We start from the raw sequence: 19,146 nt of genomic DNA, 5'->3' as shown, positions 1-19,146 counted from the left end.
GTTCATTCCTTGGCCGCCAATTCGGTGCCCGGGATGTTCAGGTGCTGGCCGATTTTCAGCTCGTCGGACTGCAGGCCGTTGGCGCTGCGCAGGGTCGCCGGCGAAACCTGATAACGCACCGCGATCATCGCCAGGGTTTCACCCGGCCGCACCGTGTGGTCACGCGGACCTTGGGCAATCTTGCCGGAATCACGCAGCCAGGCGATGTAGGTGCCCGGTGGCGGGTTCTGCTGGAAGAACTGGCGCACGCCCGCGCTGATCGAACGGGCCAGCGCTTGCTGGTGGCCGGACGCCGCCAGTTTCGAAGCTTCGTTGGCGTTGGAGATAAACCCGGTTTCCACCAGAATCGACGGAATGTCCGGCGACTTCAGCACCATGAATCCGGCCTGCTCGACGCGCTGCTTGTGCAACGAGGTGACCCGGCCAATGTTGCTCAATACCTTCTGGCCGACGTTCAGACTGGAAGTCAGCGACGCGGTCATCGACAGATCAAGCAGTACGCCGGCAAGCATCTTGTCCTTGTCGTCGAGACTGACGTTGCCGGCACCGCCGATCAGGTCGGAGCGGTTTTCGCTGTCGGCCAGCCAACGCGCGGTCTCGGACGTTGCGCCGCGCTCGGACAAGGCGAATACCGAAGCGCCGAACGCTGCGGCGGAGGGTGCCGCATCGGCGTGAATCGAGACGAACAGGTCGGCGCCCTTCTTGCGGGCGATCTCGGTACGGCCACGCAATGGAATGAAGTAGTCGCCGGTACGGGTCAGCTCGGCCCGGAAGCCTTTCATGCCGTTGACCTGACGCTGCAGTTCGCGAGCGATAGCCAGCACCACGTCTTTTTCGTGCTGACCACGGGAACCGGAAGCCCCCGGGTCTTCGCCACCGTGACCGGCATCGATGACCACGATGATGTCGCGCTTGCCGGCCGGGGCAGGTGGCAGCTTGATTTCCGGCTCAACCGGAGCAACCGGCACCGCGGGCACGGTGGCAACAGTCGGGGCCGGGGTCGGCGCCGGTGGCGGAGCGGCATCGGCGGCGTTGTCGAACAGATCGACCACCAGTCGGTTGCCGTACTGCGCATTCGGCGCCAGCACGAAGCTTTTCGGGGTGACGGCTTTTTTCAGGTCTATGACCACCCGCAGATCGGTCGGCGTGCGCTGAGCCGAACGCATGTCGGTAATCGGGGTATTGGCGGTAGAGACCTTCAGCGGTGCGCCAAGGACGGCGCCATTGATATCGATCACCAGACGATCCGGAGCCGTCAGGGTAAAGACGCTGTGCTGGACCGGGCCAGACAGATCAAACACCAGTCGGGTGTTATCCGGCGCCCGCCACAAACGAACACTGTTGACCTTTGTCGCGGCCACAGCGTCGACGGCCAGTGCCGTAAGCAGCATTCCTACGACAGCAACCAACGCGCGAAAGCGCATACCTAACCCCATCATTTATTTGAATTCCAATGCCAAAGCGGCACACCAAGACTCGCCACGCAAACCCTGGGGCGACAGATTCAGCGAACGCCCGCTGTCATGCGGGCTAATGGTAATGGTCAGGTCGGGCTTTGGCAAAAAGCCTGCACCCTTCTGGGGCCACTCGATCAGACACAGTGCATCGTCTTCGAGGTAGTCACGAATGCCAAGAAACTCCAGCTCCTCCGGATCGACCAGTCGATACAGGTCAAAGTGGAAGGCGCGAATGTCACCGATCTCGTAGGGTTCGACCAAAGTGAAGGTCGGACTTTTTACCGACCCAACATGCCCCAAGCCACGAATAATGCCCCTCGACAGGGTGGTTTTACCCGCCCCCAGGTCACCGTCCAGAAAGATGATGCCGTGCCCTTCAGTCACTTGAGCGATACGGTTGCCCAACGTGACCATGGCGTCTTCATTGGCCAGATACAGGGTTACTTCAGACACGGTGCTTGCTCCTCCAGCAACTGACGAATGGCGGGAATCAGATCGCTGGCCGCCAGCCCCCGGCCAGATTTACCTTCACGTTCGCCGGCATTGGCGTGCAACCAGACCGCCAGGCAAGCCGCATCGAATGCGTTCAGGCCCTGAGCCAGCAAGGCGCCGACCAGTCCGGCCAGTACATCGCCCAGACCCGCGGAGGCCATGGCCGGATGGCCTTGATGGCACAGCGCCAAACGACCATCGGGACTGGCAATCAGGCTGCCGGCCCCTTTGAGAATGACGGTGGTTGTGTATTTTTTGCTCAAGGCATGGGCCGCAGCAGGGCGATCGGCTTGGACCTCAGCCGTGGAAATCCCCAATAATCGCGCCGCCTCGCCTGGATGCGGGGTGATCACGCAATCCTTCGGCAGACGTACGTCACCCAGGCTCAGCAGATTCAGCGCGTCGGCGTCCCACACCTGCGGCAACGGGGCATTGGCCGCCGCCGACAACAAGCTACGACCCCACGCGCCCTTGCCGAGGCCCGGCCCGACCACCAGCACACTGGCTTGCCCGAGCGGGCCCATCAGTTGGTTGGCCGAGTGAGCGCCCAGCACCATGACTTCGGGCACCCGCGCCAATGCGGCCGGCACATGTTCGCTACGGGTGGCCAGAGACACCATGCCCGCGCCACTGCGCAGGGCACTTTGGGCGCTCAAGAGAATGGCACCACCGAAACCTCGATCGCCACCGATCAGCAGGACGTGACCGAATCGGCCTTTGTGAGCGCTCGGCGCCCGAGTAGCCGGGCGCGGCAGGTTGCCGGGGGTCAGACGATAAGCACTGACGGTGCTTTCAGCGACGATCTGCGGGTCGGCTTGCAGATTGTTGAACTGCAACTCCCCCACCTGATCCGCCGCATCGCCGGTAAACAGCCCAAGCTTGAGGCCGATGTACGTCACGGTGAGGTCGGCCCGAACCGCAACCCCGAGGACTCGCCCGGTATCGGCGCACAGGCCGGACGGGATATCCACCGCTGCAACGGGCAGGCCACAGGCATTGATCGCCTCGATCGCGGCAACATAAGGTTCGCGCACCTCGCCGCTCAGACCGGTGCCCAACAGCGCATCCAGCACCACACCACGCAACTCGATGGCAGGTGACCAAGCCTCGACGACAACCCCGGCGGCCAGCGCTTCGGCATACGCCAGCGCGGCATCGCCCTGCAGGCGCGACGGTTCGACCACCGCCAGCACTCGCACCTGCCAGCCGGCTCGCAAGGCCAGCACCGCCACCAGATAACCGTCCCCGGCATTATTGCCGTGGCCCGCCAACACGCTGAGTTCAGTGGCCGTCGGCCAGTGCCGGACCATCGCCCGCCAAGTGGCACGAGCCGCCCGATGCATCAATTCGAAACCCGTTGTCCCGGCCGCAATCAGCCGTGCATCGAGCGCCCGGACCTGGGCGGCGCTGTACAGCGCGTCGGGTAAATGGTGTTTTGTCTGCGGCATGCGTCTTCGGGCTCCGATGTCTGGCAGAATTATACGCACCTCAGCTCCGGTTTCCCCTGTCTCATGCCCGCAATTACCACAGATCTTCCTGCTCTCGCCCAATCGATCAAAGACTGGGGCCGCGAGTTGGGCTTTCAACAAGTCGGCATCAGTGGTCTGGACCTGGCTGAGCATGAACAACACCTGGAGCGCTGGCTCGAAGCCGGCTACCACGGTGAGATGGACTACATGGGTGCCCACGGCAGTAAACGCTCACATCCGGAAGAACTGGTGCCGGGCACGCTGCGGGTGGTTTCGCTGCGCATGGACTACCTGCCGGGCGACACTGAAATGGCCAAGCGTCTGGGCCAACCGGAAAAAGCCTACGTCTCGCGCTATGCCCTGGGCCGCGACTATCACAAGCTGATCCGCAAACGCGTGCAGCAGCTGGCCGAAAAGATTCAGCAGGTCATCGGCCCCTTCGGCTACAGGGCTTTCGTCGACAGCGCCCCGGTGCTGGAAAAAGCCATCGCCGAACAGGCGGGTCTCGGCTGGATCGGCAAAAACACCCTGGTGCTGAACCGCAAGGCCGGCAGTTACTTCTTCTTGAGCGAGCTGTTCGTCGACCTGCCGCTGCCGGTAGACCCGCCTCACAGCACCGAACACTGCGGGCGCTGCACGGCGTGTCTGGACATCTGCCCGACCAAGGCCTTTGTCGGCCCCTATGTGCTGGACGCCCGCCGCTGCATTTCGTACCTGACCATCGAGCTGAAAACGGCAATTCCCGAAGACTTGCGGCCGCTGATCGGCAATCGGGTGTTCGGTTGCGATGATTGCCAGATCGTTTGCCCGTGGAACCGCTTCGCCCGCCCGTCCGGCGAAAGCGATTTCAAACCGCGACACAACCTCGACAACGCCGAGTTGGCGGAACTGTTCATGTGGGATGAAGACAAATTCCTCAGCAGCACCGAAGGCTCGCCGCTGCGCCGTGCCGGTTATGAGCGCTGGCTGCGCAACCTGGCCGTCGGGCTTGGCAATGCGCCTTCAACGATTCCGGTACTGGAAGCCCTGAAGGCACGGGCCGATTACCCATCGGAGTTGGTACGTGAGCATGTGCAATGGGCCCTGAAACAACACGGACTCTCGTAGGAGCTGGCGAAGCCTGCGCCAGCTCCTTGTGGGTTTGTGGTGTCAGGCTTCGTCGTTATAGACGAACTTGGGCATTTCCCAGTGGAAACGAATCGCCAGCAAGCGCAGCAGGAAGCCGCCAAACAAGGTGATCAGGATCGCCTGTTCGCCGGGTAATTGCAGGTAAAGGCAGAGCATGTAGCACCACGCGGCAGCGAACGAGACGCTGGCGTAGAGCTCGCGACGGAAGATCAGCGGGATGTCGTTGCAGAAGATGTCACGCAGGATGCCGCCGAACACTCCAGTGATCACTCCGCTGACCGACGCCACCAACATGCCGTGGCCCGTTTCCAGCGCAATCATGCAGCCGATCAGGGTGAACGCCACCAACCCTACGGCGTCGAGTACCAGGAACAGCGAGCGCAGATGGCGCATCCAGCGTGCGGTAAAGACCGTGAGCATTGCCGCAGCCGAGGTCAACACCAGGTATTCCGGGTGTTTGACCCAGGTCAGCGGGTAGTGCCCGAGCAGCACGTCACGCACCGAACCACCGCCCAGAGCCGTCACGCAGGCGATCAGCACCACGCCAAACCAATCCATGCCACGCCGACCGGCAGACAACGCGCCAGTCATGGCTTCAGCAGTAATGGCAATCAGGTAGAGCATCAACAACATGGCGGCGGTCCTTACGAGAAGGCGCGCAGTCTACTCAGATCGTCTGGGCACCAAAAGGGGGCGCAGTAGAATCTACCTCCGTTCCATCCCCCGCGGCTGGGCGGACACCATCGCGAGCAGGCTCGCTCCCACAGGAACAACGCAATCCAGTGTGGGAGCGAGCCTGCTCGCGATGGGGCCGGAACTGGCGCCGCAGGATCAGAACTTGATGAAATGCTGGCGGTAGTGCTGCAGCTCGGCGATCGACTCGCGGATGTCGTCCAGCGCCAGGTGCGTGCTGCCCTTCTTGAAGCTGTCTCGCACTTCAGGAGCCCAGCGTGCGGCCAGCTCCTTCAAGGTAGAGACGTCGAGGTTGCGGTAGTGGAAGTAGCTTTCCAGCGCCTTCATGTGCGTATAAAGGAAGCGCCGGTCCTGGCAAATGCTGTTGCCGCAGATCGGCGACTTGCCCTTCGGCACCCACTTTTCCAGGAAGGCGATGGTCTGAGCTTCCGCTTCAGCCATACTGATGCGGCTGTCGCGTACCCGCTGGGTCAGGCCGGAGCCACCGTGTTGACGGGTGTTCCACTCGTCCATGCCCGCCAGGATCTCGTCGCTATGGTGAATGGCGATTACCGGGCCTTCGGCCAAGGTGTTGAGATTGCTGTCGGTGACAATGGTGGCCATCTCGATGATGACATCGGTGTCAGGGTTCAGACCGGTCATTTCCAGATCGATCCAAATCAGGTTCTGCGGGTTTTGCATGTGTCGGCTCCTCGGCGTAGGCATGCAGTTTAGCCTAGAGGACTCTCGGGGCGTGCTAAACTCGCGGCCGTTTTACCTAATCGCTGCATTATCCACACGGAACACCCATGGCCAAACGCCAACTCAATCGTCGTCAAAACTGGCGCATCGAAAAGATTCAAGGTGAGCGCGCTGCCCGCGCCGCCAAACGCGAATCCTCCGCCGTCGAAGCGCTCGAGGGCGGTGACCTTGGCCCTGAGCAAACGGGCCTGGTGATCGCTCACTTCGGCGTTCAGGTCGAGGTCGAAGCCCGCGACGGTGAACTCGCCGGCCAGGTGTTCCGCTGCCACTTGCGGGCCAACCTGCCTGCGCTGGTGACCGGCGACCAGGTAGTCTGGCGCGCCGGCAACCAGGGTATCGGCGTGATCGTTGCGCAATTGCCGCGCAACACCGAGCTGTGCCGCCCCGACAGCCGCGGCCAGCTCAAACCGGTAGCGGCCAACGTCGACATGATCGTGATCGTCTTCGCCCCGCTGCCAGAACCTCACGCCAACCTGATCGACCGTTACCTGGTCGCCGCCGAACACGCCGGCATTCGCCCGTTGCTGCTGCTCAACAAGTTCGACCTGATCGACGAGCAGAATGCCCCGGCGCTGAATGCCTTGCTGGCGGTCTACCGCACGCTGGGTTACCCGGTGCTGGAAGTCTCGGCGCACCACGGCAACGGCATGGAGAAACTGCAGGAGCAACTGGACGGGCGCATCAGTGTGTTCGTCGGTCAGTCCGGCGTCGGCAAGTCTTCGCTGGTCAACAGCCTGCTGCCGGAAGTCGAAACCCGTGTCGGCCCTTTGTCCGAGCTGTCCGGCCAGGGCACCCACACCACCACCACCGCGCGGTTGTTCCACTTCCCCGGCGGCGGTGAGCTGATCGACTCCCCGGGTATTCGGGAATTCGGCCTGGGCCACGTCAGTCGCGCCGACGTCGAAGCCGGTTTCATCGAGTTCAACGACTTGATCGGCACCTGCCGCTTCCGCGACTGCAAGCACGACCGCGAACCCGGTTGCGCCCTGCTCAAGGCACTGGAAGAAGGCCGCGTGCAACAGCAGCGCATGAACAGCTACCGCTCGATCATCGCCAGCCTGCCCGAAACCAGCTATTAAGCTGCTTCCCGCAGAGACGAAAAAGCCGCGATCATCGCGGCTTTTTATTGGGTCACTGTTTAGGTGGTTCAGCCGGTTTGGCCGGGGCGCCGGCTTTCGGCGCCGGAGCGTCGAACAGGTTCAAGCGCTCGCGAAGCTCATGTGCCGGCAGGGGTTCCTTGTCCGCCGGCAAGGCGTTCGGATCGGCGGGCACGGCAGGCACTTCACCCGGAGCACCCTGCCCCGGTGTCGGTGCCGGTTCTGCACCTTGATCACCCTCGATGGCGCGCTGGGCCTTCTTGGTCAGCACGACAATGTCGATACGGCGGTTGACCGGATTGAGCGGGTTTTTGCGATCGAACAACACCGACGAGGCGTAACCGACCACCCGCGCCACTTGCTGATCCGGATAGCTACCCGCAACCAGCGCACGACGAGCGGCGCTGGCACGGTTGGCCGACAGCTCCCAGTTGCCGAAATCGCCGGTGCCCGCATAAGGCTTGGCGTCGGTGTGGCCACCGATGCTGATCTTGTTCGGCACCGCTTTGATGGTGTCAGCCATGGCCAGCAGAATGTCTTCGAAGTACGGTTTCAAGCGCGCACTGCCAGAGTCGAACATCGGCCGATTTTCGGAATCGATGATCTGGATGCGCAAACCATCCGGCGTGATGTCGAAAAGAATCTGGTCCTTGAACTTCTTCAACTGCGGGTTCTCTTCAACCTTGTTCTGCAACTCTTGCATCAACAGTTCAAGGCGCTCCTTCTCGACTTCCTCGGCCATTTTCTCGACCTGATCGGTATCGACAGTGACCTTGTCCGGCTGCGGCTGAGACTTGACCTCGGGATTGAGGGTCTTGTCCGGCGCCAGCACCGGGGTGCCGCCGAGATCGATGATGTACGGCGTACCGCTTTCAGAGAAGCCGATCGGGTCCTTGAAGTAACCGGCAATGGCGATCTTCTGTTCCGGTGTAGCCGTGGATAACAGCCACAACACCAGGAAGAACGCCATCATCGCCGTCGCGAAGTCAGCGAAGGCGATTTTCCACGCGCCCCCGTGATGCCCGGCAGCAATGCGCTTGACGCGCTTGATGATTATCGGCTGATTATTTTCCATACTAAGTGCTCTGTCTCACAAATACTGTTCCTTTCTGGCGGTGCCTGTTGTCGCCATACGGCGTTGCCGCTCCTCGCCATAGCGGGCTATGACTCGTCGCGGCGCCTTGTCTGGCAACAACAGGCACTCGCCAAAAAAGGAACGTATTTGCAAGACAAAGCACTATCGACCGCGAACCGCTTGTTCCAGCTCAGCGAAGCTCGGACGGTGCGCCGGGTACAGAACCTTGCGCCCGAACTCCACAGCCAGCGATGGCGGCATACCGGAAGCCGAAGCCACCAACGACGCCTTGATGGCTTCGTAGACATTCAGCTCTTCTTTGGCATCGTGAGCCAGGGAGTGCGCCAACGGGCCAAAGAAACCGTAGGCGGCGAGAATACCGAAGAAGGTACCGACCAGAGCGGCACCTACGTGCATGCCGATAGCTTTTTGATCGCCGTCACCCAGCGAGGCCATGGTCACCACAATACCGAGTACCGCCGCGACGATACCAAAACCGGGCATGGCATCCGCAATACCGTTGACCGCATGGGAGGGGTGCTCCAGGTCTTCCTTGAGGCTGTACAGCTCCATGTCGAACAGGCCTTCAAGTTCATGCGGCGCCATGTTGCCGGACGACATGATGCGCAAGTAATCGCAGATGAACGCCGTCATGCGGTCGTCTTTGAGGATTGCCGGGTACTTGGCGAAAATCGGGCTGGCAGCGGCGTCTTCAATATCGCCTTCAATCGCCATCATGCCTTCGCGACGGCTCTTGTTGAGGATCTCGTAGACCAGGCCCAGCACCTCCAGGTAGAAGGTGTGATTGAAACGCGAACTGAACATGCCCAAGGACTTCTTGAGCACGTGCATCGTCGTGGGGCCGGGGTTGGCCTGAAGGAATGCACCCAGCGCGGCACCGCCAATGATCATCACCTCGAACGGTTGGATCAGGGCGGCAATCTTGCCGTGAGAAAGCACGTATCCGCCGAGCACGCTCGCGAATACGACAATGATGCCGATAATTTTAGCCATAGGTAGAAGGTACTTACTTAAGTCGGGTTCAAGGTCATATTCGGAAGTTAAAAAATCTCTTCTTCTACTTATCGGCAAAACTGCGCCAGACTATAGCCAGTTAAGGCGAAAAGCTAATTTGGCCCGCTCCGGGCGTGTTTAATGCAGACGATGATCGCGCCCAACCATGGCTAATGAAACGACCGTTCCGACTGCTAGACCGACCACACTCGAAGGCTGGGTCAAGCTGCTCGATGGTGTGATCTTGCCCGTGCCGCGAGCCAGCCATGATCGCGTCTGCAAGGCAATCGCCGACAATCGCAGCTCCTTGCGCGATATTGCCGAATTGATGCAGGGCAGTCCGGCCCTGGCCCTCAGCGTCCTTCGCGAAGCCAATCGCCACACCCACGGCAGCATGAGCGAGCCCAGCGAGAGCCTCGAGGTGGCAATCAATCGCCTCGGTCTCAAACGCACCGAAGAACTGCTTGCGCGCCTGCCCGCCCTGCCCGAGAACGAAATCCCGCCGGCCCTGCGCCAGCTGCAACTGATCAGCCAGCATGCGACCCAACAGGCCAACGGTTTTTTTGCCAGTCGCCTGGCGCGGCTCTGGCAGGACATCCACTGGGGTAGCCTGCTGTTCCTCTCGCCGTTCTGGCCTCTGGCCCTGACCTTCCCGCAGTTGCTGGAAGACTGGGAACTGCGGGTTCTGCACAAGGGCGAGCCAGCAAGCAAGGTCGAAAAAGAATTGTTCGGTGTACGCCTGCTGGAACTCGGCCAGGCACTGGTGGAAGTCTGGCGCCTGCCAATCTGGGTAGGACAAGGTTATCGATTGCTGCTGGATGAACAACGCGAACTGGCGAAAGTCGTGCATATCGCCCGCGACGCCGATCACCCGTTGCGCCAGCAAAACCGCCTTGATGACGACCCGACCCTGCGCCGCTGGCTCAATCAACCCGCCAACACGGTAATGCTGGCCAACGGTCTGGCGTTATCGGCACAGCAAGCCTGGAGCAGCCCTCACTGCCTGCGCTGGCAGTTTCTGACCAGCCTCTACCTGCAAATGCCGATGGACGAGGTCCAGCAGCAACTGCACCAGCAAGCCGCACTCAGCGCCCGCAACCACGCCATGCCGGACCTTTGGCATCCCGCCGGGGCATTGCTCTGGCCGTGGGACGAGCGGCGCCTTCATCGCGGCCAGCTTCCGGCGCCCGCCCCCACCGCCGAAGACCTGGCAAAGTGGCGCAAACAATGCGCAGAACTGCTGATGGAGCCGAGCCGCTTTACCAACGCCATGCACCTGACCACCTCCGCCCGGGACGCGCTGGTTGCCTGCGGCATGCGCCGGGTGATGATTCTGATGGCTGATCGCACGCATAGCCAATTGCGCGTGCACCAGATTCACGGCCTGCCTAAAGAAGCCGCGACGCTGAACTTTGTAGTCAGCCAGAGCACCGTGCTGCAACGCTTGCTCTCGCAACAGGCTCAGGTGCGTCTGACGCCAGCCAACACTGCACAATTTTCAGCCTTGCTGCCTGCCAGCCTGCGCGCACTGTTCGGCGGCGAACACCTGCTGCTGCGTTCACTGGTCAACAATGGCCGGGTGATCATGCTGGTCGTGGCGGATCAGGGTGGCGGTCCCTTTTCGGAAATCACCGTGCAAGCCTTCGGCAAAACTGCACAGTGCATCGAAAAAGCGCTGCACAGCTTTAGCAACCGCGGACAATAACGCTGCGCTACAATCCTCCCTTTTGTGCTCTGGAGACCTCACATGTCTGACTTCTCTGGCTTGTCGCTGGTCATCGAGCCGAGCGACCTGCTCGCCCGTCTCGATGCTCGCGAACTGATTCTGGTCGACCTGACCAGCAGCGCCCGTTACGCCGAAGGCCACATTCCCGGCGCGCGCTTCGTCGACCCCAAACGTACTCAACTGGGTCATGCGCCGGCGCCGGGCCTGCTGCCGCCACAGGCTGCGCTTGAAGCTCTGTTCGGCGAACTGGGGCATAACCCGGACGCCGTCTACGTGGTCTACGACGACGAAGGCGGTGGCTGGGCCGGACGCTTCATCTGGCTGCTGGATGTCATTGGTCACAGTAACTACCACTATGTCGACGGTGGCCTGCTGGCCTGGCTGGCGGAAGGCTTGCCAATGTCGATCCAAATCCCGGCAGCGGTCGGTGGCCCGGTCGCCCTGACCCTGCACGACGAGCCCACCGCTACCCGCGAATACCTGCAAAGCCGTCTCGGCGCCGCCGATCTGGCGATCTGGGATGCACGCGGACCGCTGGAATACTCCGGCGAGAAGGTCCTGGCGGCCAAGGGTGGACACATCCCTGGCGCGGTCAATTTCGAATGGACCGCCGGCATGGACAAGACGCGCAACCTGCGCATCCGCACCGACATGCCACAGATCCTCGAACAGCTGGGGATCAGCAAAGACAAAGAAGTGATTACCCACTGCCAGACCCACCATCGCTCTGGCTTCACCTATCTGGTGGCCAAGGCGCTCGGTTATCCGCGGGTCAAAGGCTACGCCGGCTCCTGGGGCGAATGGGGCAACCACCCCGACACGCCTGTTGAGATTCAAGGTTCTTAAGGACAGTTAATGAAAAAGCGTTTGTTTATCCTCAGCCAATACCTGCTGCCCCATCACCTGCTGTCGCGTCTGGCCGGCTGCATTGCCGAATGCCGCGTGCGCTGGTTCAAGAACGCCTTCACCGCCTGGTTCGCCAAGCGTTATCAGGTCGACATGTCGCAAGCGCTGGTCGAGGACCTGACCGCTTACGAACACTTCAACGCATTCTTCACCCGCGCGTTGAAAGACGACGCACGCCCACTGGACCAAACCCCGGGCGCGATCCTCAGCCCGGCCGACGGTGCCGTCAGCCAGCTTGGCCCGATCGAGCACGGTCGCGTGTTCCAGGCCAAGGGCCACAGTTTCAGCGTGCTGGAATTGCTCGGTGGTGACACAGCGAACGCTGCACCGTTCATGGGCGGCGATTTCGCCACTATTTACCTGTCGCCGAAAGACTACCACCGCGTACACATGCCGCTGGCCGGCACCCTGCGCGAAATGGTCTACATTCCGGGCCGGATCTTCTCGGTCAACCAGACTACCGCGGAAAACGTTCCGGAGCTGTTCGCCCGTAATGAACGCGTCGCGTGCATCTTCGACACCGAGCGCGGCCCGATGGCCGTGGTATTGGTGGGTGCGATGATCGTTGCCTCGATCGAAACTGTCTGGGCCGGGCTGGTAACGCCGCCCAAGCGCGAACTGAAAACCTTCCGCTACGACGAAGCCGCCCGCGCACCGATTCACCTGGAAAAAGGTGCCGAGCTGGGTCGCTTCAAACTGGGTTCGACGGCAGTCGTGCTGTTTGGCCCGAATCAAGTGAAGTGGGCTGAAGAGCTGGCGGCTGGCTCGCCGGTACAGATGGGTCAAGGCATGGGCTTGCCGAAAGCCTGATCTGTACGGAAATCCAATGTGGGAGCGAGCTTGCTCGCGATAGCATCACCTCGGTTTATCAGATAGACCGAGGTGCCTGTATCGCGAGCAAGCTCGCTCCCACAAAAGCCTGCACTCGGGCAGGCCATGCGGTGTTACAGCTGACCGTCGCGGTCTCTGAAGCCCAGCAGATACAGCACGCCATCCAGCCCCAGGGTCGAAATCGCCTGCTTGGCCGACTGCTTGACCAGCGGCTTGGCACGGAACGCCACCCCCAGACCTGCAATCGCCAGCATCGGCAAGTCGTTGGCACCGTCACCGACAGCGATGGTCTGTTCCAGACGCAAGCCTTCCTTGTGCGCCAGTTCACGCAACAAATCGGCTTTGCGCTGCGCATCGACGATCGGCTCGACAGCCACACCGGTCACTTTGCCGTCGACCACTTCCAGTTCATTGGCGAACACGTAGTCGATGCCCAACTTGGCTTGCAGCTGTTTGGCGAAGTAGGTGAAGCCGCCCGACAGAATGGCCGTCTTGTAGCCCAGACGCTTGAGTTCGGCGAACAAGGTTTCAGCGCCTTCGGTCAGGCGCAAGGACGCCCCGATCGAGTCCAGCACGCTGACGTCCAGCCCTTTGAGCAAGGCCAGGCGTTCCTTGAAGCTGGCACGGAAATCCAGTTCGCCGGCCATCGCCCGCTCGGTAATTTCCGACACCTTCTCGCCCACCCCGGCGGCCTTGGCCAGTTCGTCGATGACTTCGGCTTCGATCAGTGTCGAGTCCATGTCGAACACCGCCAGACGGCGGTTGCGACGGAACAACGAGTCTTCCTGGAAGGCGATATCGACGTTCAGTTCCTGGGCCACGCTGAGGAATTCGGCACGCAGGGCCTGCGGATCGGCCGCTTCGCCACGCACGGAAAATTCAATGCAGCCCTTGCCCTTGTCGGCCGGAGTGTCCAGCGGCATACGCCCGGACAGACGGTCGATGTGATCGATATTCAGTCCGTATTTGGCGGTGATCGAGCTCACGCGCTGCAACTGCTCGGCCGTCACTTTGCGGGTCAGCAAGGTCACAATGTGGCGTTTCTTGCCTTGAGCGCCGACCCACTGCTGGTAATCCTCTTCGGAGACCGGCGTGAAACGCACCTGCTGCCCCAGCTCATAAGCCTTGAACAGAATGTCCTTGAGCACCGACGAACCCTGTTCGGTGTCGGGAATTTCAACCAGGATGCCGAACGACAACGTGTCGTGAATCACCGCCTGACCGATGTCGAGAATGTTCACACCACCCTGGGCCAGTACACCGGTAATGGCCGCAGTCAGACCCGGACGGTCGACTCCCGTGATGTTTATCAGGACGATTTCGCGCAAGGCGCACCCCCGCAAGTGGAAAAAAACCGCATTCTACCCACTTTCAGTGACCATCGGGCACAGCGAGCGCTTTGCCGGTCTGGGGCCTGTCGCTATACTGCGCGTCAACTTCACGGACAAAAGAGCCGAGCTCAGTGAACCGGCCTACGCCAGTCAAAACCGATAACTTCTTTCTGCTGATCTTCCGGGCACTGCGCCATCGCCGTGTACCGATTGCATTGCGCATTGCCAGCCATAACGTGATCCTGGTCGCCTTGGCCCTGGTGATCTACGCCTGCGTGATGGGTCTGCAGTTCAAACAGGCCATGCACGAGCAAGCGGATGCCCTCGGCCAGAGCCTGACCACCCAGACAGCGATGTCAGCGACCGAGCTATTGGTGTCCAACGACATCCTCAGCCTCAACGTGCTGCTGAACAACCTGACCAAGAATCCGTTGGTGGCTCACGCGGCTATTTATAGCGTGGACAACCGGATTCTCGCCGAGGCCGGACAGCGTCCCAAGCATGGCTTGCTGGGCGAAGCCGAAGGCATGTACGAGAGCAAGATCACCTTTCAGGACGTGACGGCCGGTCAACTGCGGATCAGCCTGGACATGGCGCAGTTCCAGCAGCCAATGACCATCAGCCTGCAAAGCATGGGCATTCTCAGCGCCATCCTGCTCGCGTTGTCCCTGGCCCTGAGCTTGCGCCTGGGTCGGCACATCTCCACGCCGCTGCTGCAATTGCGGGTGTGGCTGCGTGACATTGACGAACACACCCCGGCAACTCAGCGCCAGGACGAAATCGGTGACCTGGCCCGCCAGCTCCATAGCAGTTATGCACCTGAAAAGGTCGAGCCTGAACCCGAGCCAGAGCCTGAATTCGACGATTACGAAGACACCGAAGAGGCCGAGCCGACCTTCGAAGTGCGTAATCTGCGCGATCCGAGCTTCGACGAGAGTGCCCCGGTGGCCGGCCTGAAACCGGCGCCACGGCACGTGGTCAGCGCTGAAGAAGACGAACTGGACGAAGAAGATCCGTTTGCCGACCTGCGCGACACCGCTGCCGCCGCGCCCGTTGCCAAGCCGCAACTCAACAAGCCTGTTGCCCCGGCGCAACCACAGCACAGCGCGGTATTGGCGGTGCAGCTGGGTGCTCAGGAGCAACTGCGCCGCCTGCCGCGTGCGCGCCTGACCGAGCTGCTGGAGCGTTATCGCGACTGCCTGGACCAGGCAGCTTCGCTGTATGAAAGCGAACTGCACACCCTGAACGATGGCAGCACGCTGATGCTGTTCCACAGTGAAGACAGCGGTGACGACTACCTGACCAACGCCATTTGCTGCGGTGAGCTGCTGCGTGCGCTCGGCCACCAATTGCAGATCGAAGTCGCCGACAGCGGCATCACCCTGCAGTTGCAGTTGGGCCTGACCTTGGGCGATGGGCTCTTCGGCCTCAGTCAGATTGATCTGCTGCTGACCGAAACCGCTCAGGACGCTCTCGCATTGTCCCAACACAGTCGAAACCTGCTGCTGGTGGAGCGCAAGATCAGCGACGACGTACTGATCCGCCAACGCGCCCGGATCCGCCCGATTGCCAGCCCTGAAGGCGCTTGCTGCGTCGAACGGTTGATGGAGCCTTACCCGTCGATGCTGGAGCGACAACTGGCGCGCATGCATGAGACACGCGCCAAGAGCTGAACCCGGCCGTAAACCCAAAAGCCCGCAGACGAGAGATTGTCTGCGGGCTTTTTTGTTGCCTGCGGCATAGAAACCGTATCCATATCCGTAGCAGCTGCCGAGCCTGCGAGGCTGCGCTCGGCCGCGAAGCGGTCGTGAAATCAGGCAACTCGTTCTTTCAGCCAAACCGCGTGCACAGGATTTGCGAGAACCTCGCCCGAACGCGGCCCGCCTCGAACGCAGCCTCGCAGGCTCGGCAGCTGCTACACGCGTTAGACCTGTCCGAGCACCAACCAAACGGCAGAAACAACAAAGCCCGCATCAACGCGGGCTTTGTCTGTACGGCATTCACCTTAGAACCTGAACACTTCCATGTCCGTGCGAATCGGTGAAGCCATCGGGATCTTCGGTTTCTCCGGTTCTGTCGGCGCCGCTGGTTTGGACGCAGGTTTACGCGGTGCTTCGACAACCGGTGGCTGATTGGCCAGCGGCTTGAGCGCGACCGACAGCTGTTCGGCCAAACGTTGCAGCAATATGCCCTGGGCCTGCACCTGGGCCGCCGTACCGCTGGCGTGTGGCTCTTGCAGATGAATGATGCGGTTGTCACGCACCTGGCCGCGACGGTCGATCAAACGCCACTGGGCATCGAGGATCGCCGGTTGCGACTCACCCGAATCCAGGCGGGTGATCGACAGCAAAACCTGTACATCCGGGGTGAAACCCAAGGTCGCCGGTGCCAGCACTACGCGCTGGCTGTCCAGATGGCCGGCCACCTGGCGCAACAAAAGCTGATTGATGTCCGAAGACAGGCTGCCCGCCCAACGACCGTCGGTGGACGCTTGCAGGCTGCCATCAGGCTGGCGCTGCAACAGGGTTTCACGTTGCAGGTAATCGGCGATCGATACCGGGCCCAACAAAACCGCCATGCCCGCGCTTTGCGCAGGCTGAGCCGGACTTCCACTGTCCAGCTGATACAGCGACACCGGCTGGTGAACGCTGCAACCCGCCAGGCCAAATACGCCAGCGAGCAACAAAATTAGAGGAAGGCGCAGAACAGTCATCATCCCATCCAAGTGACGGCCAACAGGCCGGCCACAGTGAAAAATACTCAACCCATATGAAGAACGCAGGACCACGCCCACGTTTGAAAGGCCATATCATCCGTGAATATGGCCTCCGACTCCAGCGCGAAAGCATCGATCTACGGGTTAAATCGTAGATCGAGCGCTCTAGACCGCTTGATTGAGAGTTTCTACCAATAGTGCATCGACACGCTGAAAGCCCCGCGGCAGCTTGTTGCCGCGGCGTCCGCGCTCACCTTTGTAGTGTTCGAGGTCGTCGGCTTTGAGCGACAGCGTGCGTTTACCGGCCTGCAAGACCAGGGTCGCGCCTTCCGGCAATACCGCGATGTCGGTGACATATTCCTCGCGGCTGGCTACACGTTCGCCGGATATACCGATGATCTTGTTGCCTTTGCCCTTGCCCAACTGCGGCAGGTCGCTGATCTTGAAGATCAGCAGTCGACCTTCGGTGGTGACCGAGGCCAACCAGTTCTGCTCACGGTCGGTGACCGGACGCGGCAGAATCACCTTGGCGTTGTTCGGCAGGCTCAACAGCGCCTTGCCGGCCTTGTTCTTGGCTTGCAGGTCTTCACCCTTGACCACGAAACCGTAACCGGCGTCCGAGGCGATGACGTACAGCCCATCGTCTTCAGGCATCAACACGCATTCGAAGGTTGCCCCGGGTGGTGGCGTCAGACGCCCCGTCAGCGGTTCGCCCTGGCCGCGAGCCGATGGCAGTGTGTGCGCCGGCACCGAATAACTGCGACCGGTGGAATCGATAAACACCGCAAACTGGTTGGAACGACCGGCCGCCGCGGTCTTGAAGCCGTCCCCGGCCTTGTATGAAAGCCCGGTGGCGTCGATGTCGTGGCCCTTGGCCGAGCGCACCCAGCCTTTCTCCGACAGCACCACGGTGACTTTTTCGTTCGGCAGCAGATCGTGTTCGGTCAGCGCTTTGGCTTCGGCACGCTCGACAATCGGCGAGCGACGGTCGTCGCCATAGGTTTCGGCGTCTTTGATCAGCTCACTGCGCACCAGCTTCTTCAGCTTGGTTTCGCTGCCCAGCAAGGCTTGCAGCTTGGCTTGTTCCTTGAGCAGTTCATCCTGCTCATCGCGCAGCTTCATTTCTTCGAGTCGCGCCAACTGACGCAGGCGAGTGTCGAGAATGTAGTCGGCCTGGATTTCGCTCAGGGCGAAGCGCTCGATCAGCTTGGCTTTAGGGTGTTCCTCGGTACGGATGATGTGGATCACTTCATCCAGGTTGAGGTAGGCGATCAGCAAACCGTCCAACAGGTGCAGGCGACGCTCGACCTTGTCCAGGCGAAATTGCAAGCGGCGACGCACGGTCTGAACCCGGAACTCCAGCCATTCCACCAACAACGCCCGCAGGTTCTTCAGCTGCGGCTTGCCGTCCAGGCCAATGATGTTGATGTTGACCCGGTAGCTCGACTCCAGCTCGGTGCTGGCGAACAGGTGCTGCATCAACGCTTCATGATCGACCCGGCTGTTGACCGGAATGATCACGATACGGCATGGGTTCTCGTGGTCCGACTCATCGCGCAGGTCCGCCACTTGCGGCGCCTTGGACGGCTTGGCCTGCATCATTGCGGCAATCTGTTCCAGCACTTTGGCACCGGAGACCTGATGCGGCAGCGCGGTGACGACAATGTCGCCGTCTTCGATGTGGTACACGGCGCGCATGCGCACCGAACCGCGACCGGTTTCGTAGATTTTCAGCAAGTCGGCGCGCGGTGTGATGATTTCCGCTTCGGTCGGATAATCCGGGCCCTGAATGTGTTCACAGAGCTGCTCGACCGTGGCTTTCGGTTCATCGAGCAAACGCACGCAGGCCGTGGCGACTTCCCGCAGGTTGTGCGGCGGGACATCAGTGGCCATACCCACGGCGATGCCGGTGGTGCCGTTGAGCAGGATGTTCGGCAAACGCGCTGGCAATACCAGCGGTTCGTCGAGGGTGCCGTCGAAGTTCGGGCCCCAATCCGCTGTGCCCTGGCCCAGTTCGCTGAGCAGCACTTCGGAATAACGCGACAGGCGCGCCTCGGTGTAACGCATGGCGGCGAAGGATTTCGGATCGTCCGGCGCACCCCAGTTACCCTGCCCGTCCACCAGCGTGTAGCGGTAGCTGAACGGCTGGGCCATCAGCACCATGGCTTCGTAGCACGCCGAGTCGCCGTGCGGGTGGAACTTGCCGAGCACGTCACCGACCGTACGCGCGGACTTCTTGTGCTTGGAGTCAGCGTCCAGCCCCAACTCGCTCATGGCGTAGACGATACGCCGCTGTACAGGTTTCAAGCCGTCGCCGATGTGCGGCAAAGCACGGTCCATGATCACGTACATGGAGTAGTTGAGGTAGGCATTTTCGGTGAAGTCGGCCAGTGAACGGCGTTCAACGCCGTCCAGGCTGAGATCCAGGGAGTCGCTCATGCGGGCCTCATCAGTTCGTTGTCTGGCGCAG

At 61.2% G+C, this 19,146-nt stretch carries 16 protein-coding genes; 6 read left to right on the top strand and 10 right to left on the bottom strand.

The window, feature by feature from the left end; genetic code table 11:
- Positions 1–2: 2 nt before the first annotated feature.
- From FPT12_RS19310 to FPT12_RS19300, 3 genes are read right to left on the bottom strand one after another with little or no spacing between them, the layout of a single operon-like run.
- Positions 3–1,439 (bottom strand): N-acetylmuramoyl-L-alanine amidase, encoded by a 1,437-nt coding sequence (locus tag FPT12_RS19310; RefSeq protein WP_145018633.1) that lies wholly within the window; start codon positions 1,437–1,439, stop codon positions 3–5.
- A complete protein-coding gene (gene tsaE, locus FPT12_RS19305) occupies positions 1,440–1,910 on the bottom strand; it encodes a tRNA (adenosine(37)-N6)-threonylcarbamoyltransferase complex ATPase subunit type 1 TsaE (protein WP_145018630.1) in 471 nt (156 codons plus the stop codon).
- Complete coding sequence (locus tag FPT12_RS19300; RefSeq protein WP_145018627.1) at positions 1,898–3,397, bottom strand: NAD(P)H-hydrate dehydratase; 1,500 nt, start codon at positions 3,395–3,397, stop codon at positions 1,898–1,900. Before FPT12_RS19300 ends, tsaE begins: the two co-directional genes overlap by 13 nt.
- A 63-nt stretch (positions 3,398–3,460) precedes the next feature.
- Here FPT12_RS19300 and queG point away from each other — a divergent pair, with 63 nt between their 5' ends.
- Positions 3,461–4,525, top strand: a complete 1,065-nt coding sequence (gene queG, locus FPT12_RS19295; protein WP_145018624.1) for a tRNA epoxyqueuosine(34) reductase QueG — start codon at positions 3,461–3,463, stop codon at positions 4,523–4,525.
- 42 nt (positions 4,526–4,567) lie between these two features.
- On the opposite strand, the gene FPT12_RS19290 is transcribed toward queG, so the two are convergent.
- Both FPT12_RS19290 and orn read right to left on the bottom strand, forming a co-directional pair.
- Positions 4,568–5,179, bottom strand: a complete 612-nt coding sequence (locus FPT12_RS19290) for a trimeric intracellular cation channel family protein (RefSeq protein WP_145018621.1) — start codon at positions 5,177–5,179, stop codon at positions 4,568–4,570.
- Between the two features lie 198 nt (positions 5,180–5,377).
- Positions 5,378–5,920: an oligoribonuclease gene (gene orn / locus FPT12_RS19285; RefSeq protein WP_145018618.1), complete on the bottom strand. Its 543-nt coding sequence runs from the start codon at positions 5,918–5,920 to the stop codon at positions 5,378–5,380.
- Between the two features lie 107 nt (positions 5,921–6,027).
- Here orn and rsgA point away from each other — a divergent pair, with 107 nt between their 5' ends.
- Positions 6,028–7,059, top strand: a complete 1,032-nt coding sequence (rsgA, locus tag FPT12_RS19280; RefSeq protein WP_145018614.1) for a small ribosomal subunit biogenesis GTPase RsgA — start codon at positions 6,028–6,030, stop codon at positions 7,057–7,059.
- 52 nt (positions 7,060–7,111) lie between these two features.
- On the opposite strand, the gene motB is transcribed toward rsgA, so the two are convergent.
- Both motB and motA read right to left on the bottom strand, forming a co-directional pair.
- Entirely contained in the window at positions 7,112–8,152 is a 1,041-nt protein-coding gene (gene motB / locus FPT12_RS19275; RefSeq protein WP_145018611.1) for a flagellar motor protein MotB, read from the bottom strand.
- A 162-nt stretch (positions 8,153–8,314) separates the two neighbouring features.
- On the bottom strand, positions 8,315–9,166 hold the full coding sequence (gene motA / locus FPT12_RS19265; RefSeq protein ID WP_145018608.1) for a flagellar motor stator protein MotA: 852 nt from the start codon (positions 9,164–9,166) through the stop codon (positions 8,315–8,317).
- A gap of 166 nt (positions 9,167–9,332) precedes the next feature.
- Here motA and FPT12_RS19260 point away from each other — a divergent pair, with 166 nt between their 5' ends.
- The 3 genes from FPT12_RS19260 to asd are packed head-to-tail and all read left to right on the top strand — an operon-like array spanning position 9,333 to position 12,608.
- Positions 9,333–10,871, top strand: coding sequence for an HDOD domain-containing protein (locus tag FPT12_RS19260; RefSeq protein WP_145018605.1), 1,539 nt, complete (start codon positions 9,333–9,335; stop codon positions 10,869–10,871).
- A 42-nt stretch (positions 10,872–10,913) separates the two neighbouring features.
- Positions 10,914–11,738, top strand: a complete 825-nt coding sequence (locus FPT12_RS27690) for a rhodanese-like domain-containing protein (protein ID WP_178098812.1) — start codon at positions 10,914–10,916, stop codon at positions 11,736–11,738.
- 9 nt (positions 11,739–11,747) lie between these two features.
- Entirely contained in the window at positions 11,748–12,608 is an 861-nt protein-coding gene (asd, locus tag FPT12_RS27685) for an archaetidylserine decarboxylase (protein WP_178098810.1), read from the top strand.
- Positions 12,609–12,742: 134 nt separating this feature from the next.
- On the opposite strand, the gene serB is transcribed toward asd, so the two are convergent.
- Positions 12,743–13,957 carry a phosphoserine phosphatase SerB gene (gene serB / locus FPT12_RS19250; RefSeq protein ID WP_019691491.1) on the bottom strand — a complete coding sequence of 405 codons (1,215 nt, stop codon included), beginning with the start codon at positions 13,955–13,957 and terminating at the stop codon, positions 12,743–12,745.
- Between the two features lie 134 nt (positions 13,958–14,091).
- On the opposite strand from serB, the gene FPT12_RS19245 reads away from it, so the two are divergent.
- Positions 14,092–15,633 carry an AhpA/YtjB family protein gene (locus FPT12_RS19245; protein ID WP_145018602.1) on the top strand — a complete coding sequence of 514 codons (1,542 nt, stop codon included), beginning with the start codon at positions 14,092–14,094 and terminating at the stop codon, positions 15,631–15,633.
- Between the two features lie 332 nt (positions 15,634–15,965).
- Here the strand turns inward: FPT12_RS19245 and FPT12_RS19240 are convergent, their stop codons facing one another.
- Positions 15,966–16,673, bottom strand: a complete 708-nt coding sequence (locus tag FPT12_RS19240) for a membrane integrity-associated transporter subunit PqiC (protein ID WP_145018600.1) — start codon at positions 16,671–16,673, stop codon at positions 15,966–15,968.
- Between the two features lie 168 nt (positions 16,674–16,841).
- A complete protein-coding gene (parC, locus tag FPT12_RS19235) occupies positions 16,842–19,115 on the bottom strand; it encodes a DNA topoisomerase IV subunit A (protein ID WP_145018598.1) in 2,274 nt (757 codons plus the stop codon).
- Between the last annotated feature and the right edge of the window lie 31 nt (positions 19,116–19,146).

The organism is Pseudomonas sp. H3(2019) (assembly GCF_007713465.1).
Taxonomy (GTDB): domain Bacteria; phylum Pseudomonadota; class Gammaproteobacteria; order Pseudomonadales; family Pseudomonadaceae; genus Aquipseudomonas.
Note: the sequence above shows the minus strand (reverse complement) of the source record. Positions and strands in the feature narration are given on the sequence as shown.

Bases quoted from the DNA above. Each gene is read 5' to 3' on its own strand.
- asd (WP_178098810.1), top strand. From the start codon at position 11,748: ATGAAAAAGCGTTTGTTTATCCTCAGCCAATACCTGCTGCCCCATCAC.
- queG (WP_145018624.1), top strand. From the start codon at position 3,461: ATGCCCGCAATTACCACAGATCTTCCTGCTCTCGCCCAATCGATCAAA.
- motB (WP_145018611.1), bottom strand. From the start codon at position 8,152: ATGGAAAATAATCAGCCGATAATCATCAAGCGCGTCAAGCGCATTGCT.
- FPT12_RS19260 (WP_145018605.1), top strand. From the start codon at position 9,333: ATGGCTAATGAAACGACCGTTCCGACTGCTAGACCGACCACACTCGAA.
- FPT12_RS19240 (WP_145018600.1), bottom strand. From the start codon at position 16,673: ATGACTGTTCTGCGCCTTCCTCTAATTTTGTTGCTCGCTGGCGTATTT.
- FPT12_RS19310 (WP_145018633.1), bottom strand. From the start codon at position 1,439: ATGATGGGGTTAGGTATGCGCTTTCGCGCGTTGGTTGCTGTCGTAGGA.
- orn (WP_145018618.1), bottom strand. From the start codon at position 5,920: ATGCAAAACCCGCAGAACCTGATTTGGATCGATCTGGAAATGACCGGT.
- FPT12_RS27690 (WP_178098812.1), top strand. From the start codon at position 10,914: ATGTCTGACTTCTCTGGCTTGTCGCTGGTCATCGAGCCGAGCGACCTG.
- motA (WP_145018608.1), bottom strand. From the start codon at position 9,166: ATGGCTAAAATTATCGGCATCATTGTCGTATTCGCGAGCGTGCTCGGC.
- FPT12_RS19300 (WP_145018627.1), bottom strand. From the start codon at position 3,397: ATGCCGCAGACAAAACACCATTTACCCGACGCGCTGTACAGCGCCGCC.
- FPT12_RS19290 (WP_145018621.1), bottom strand. From the start codon at position 5,179: ATGTTGTTGATGCTCTACCTGATTGCCATTACTGCTGAAGCCATGACT.
- rsgA (WP_145018614.1), top strand. From the start codon at position 6,028: ATGGCCAAACGCCAACTCAATCGTCGTCAAAACTGGCGCATCGAAAAG.
- parC (WP_145018598.1), bottom strand. From the start codon at position 19,115: ATGAGCGACTCCCTGGATCTCAGCCTGGACGGCGTTGAACGCCGTTCA.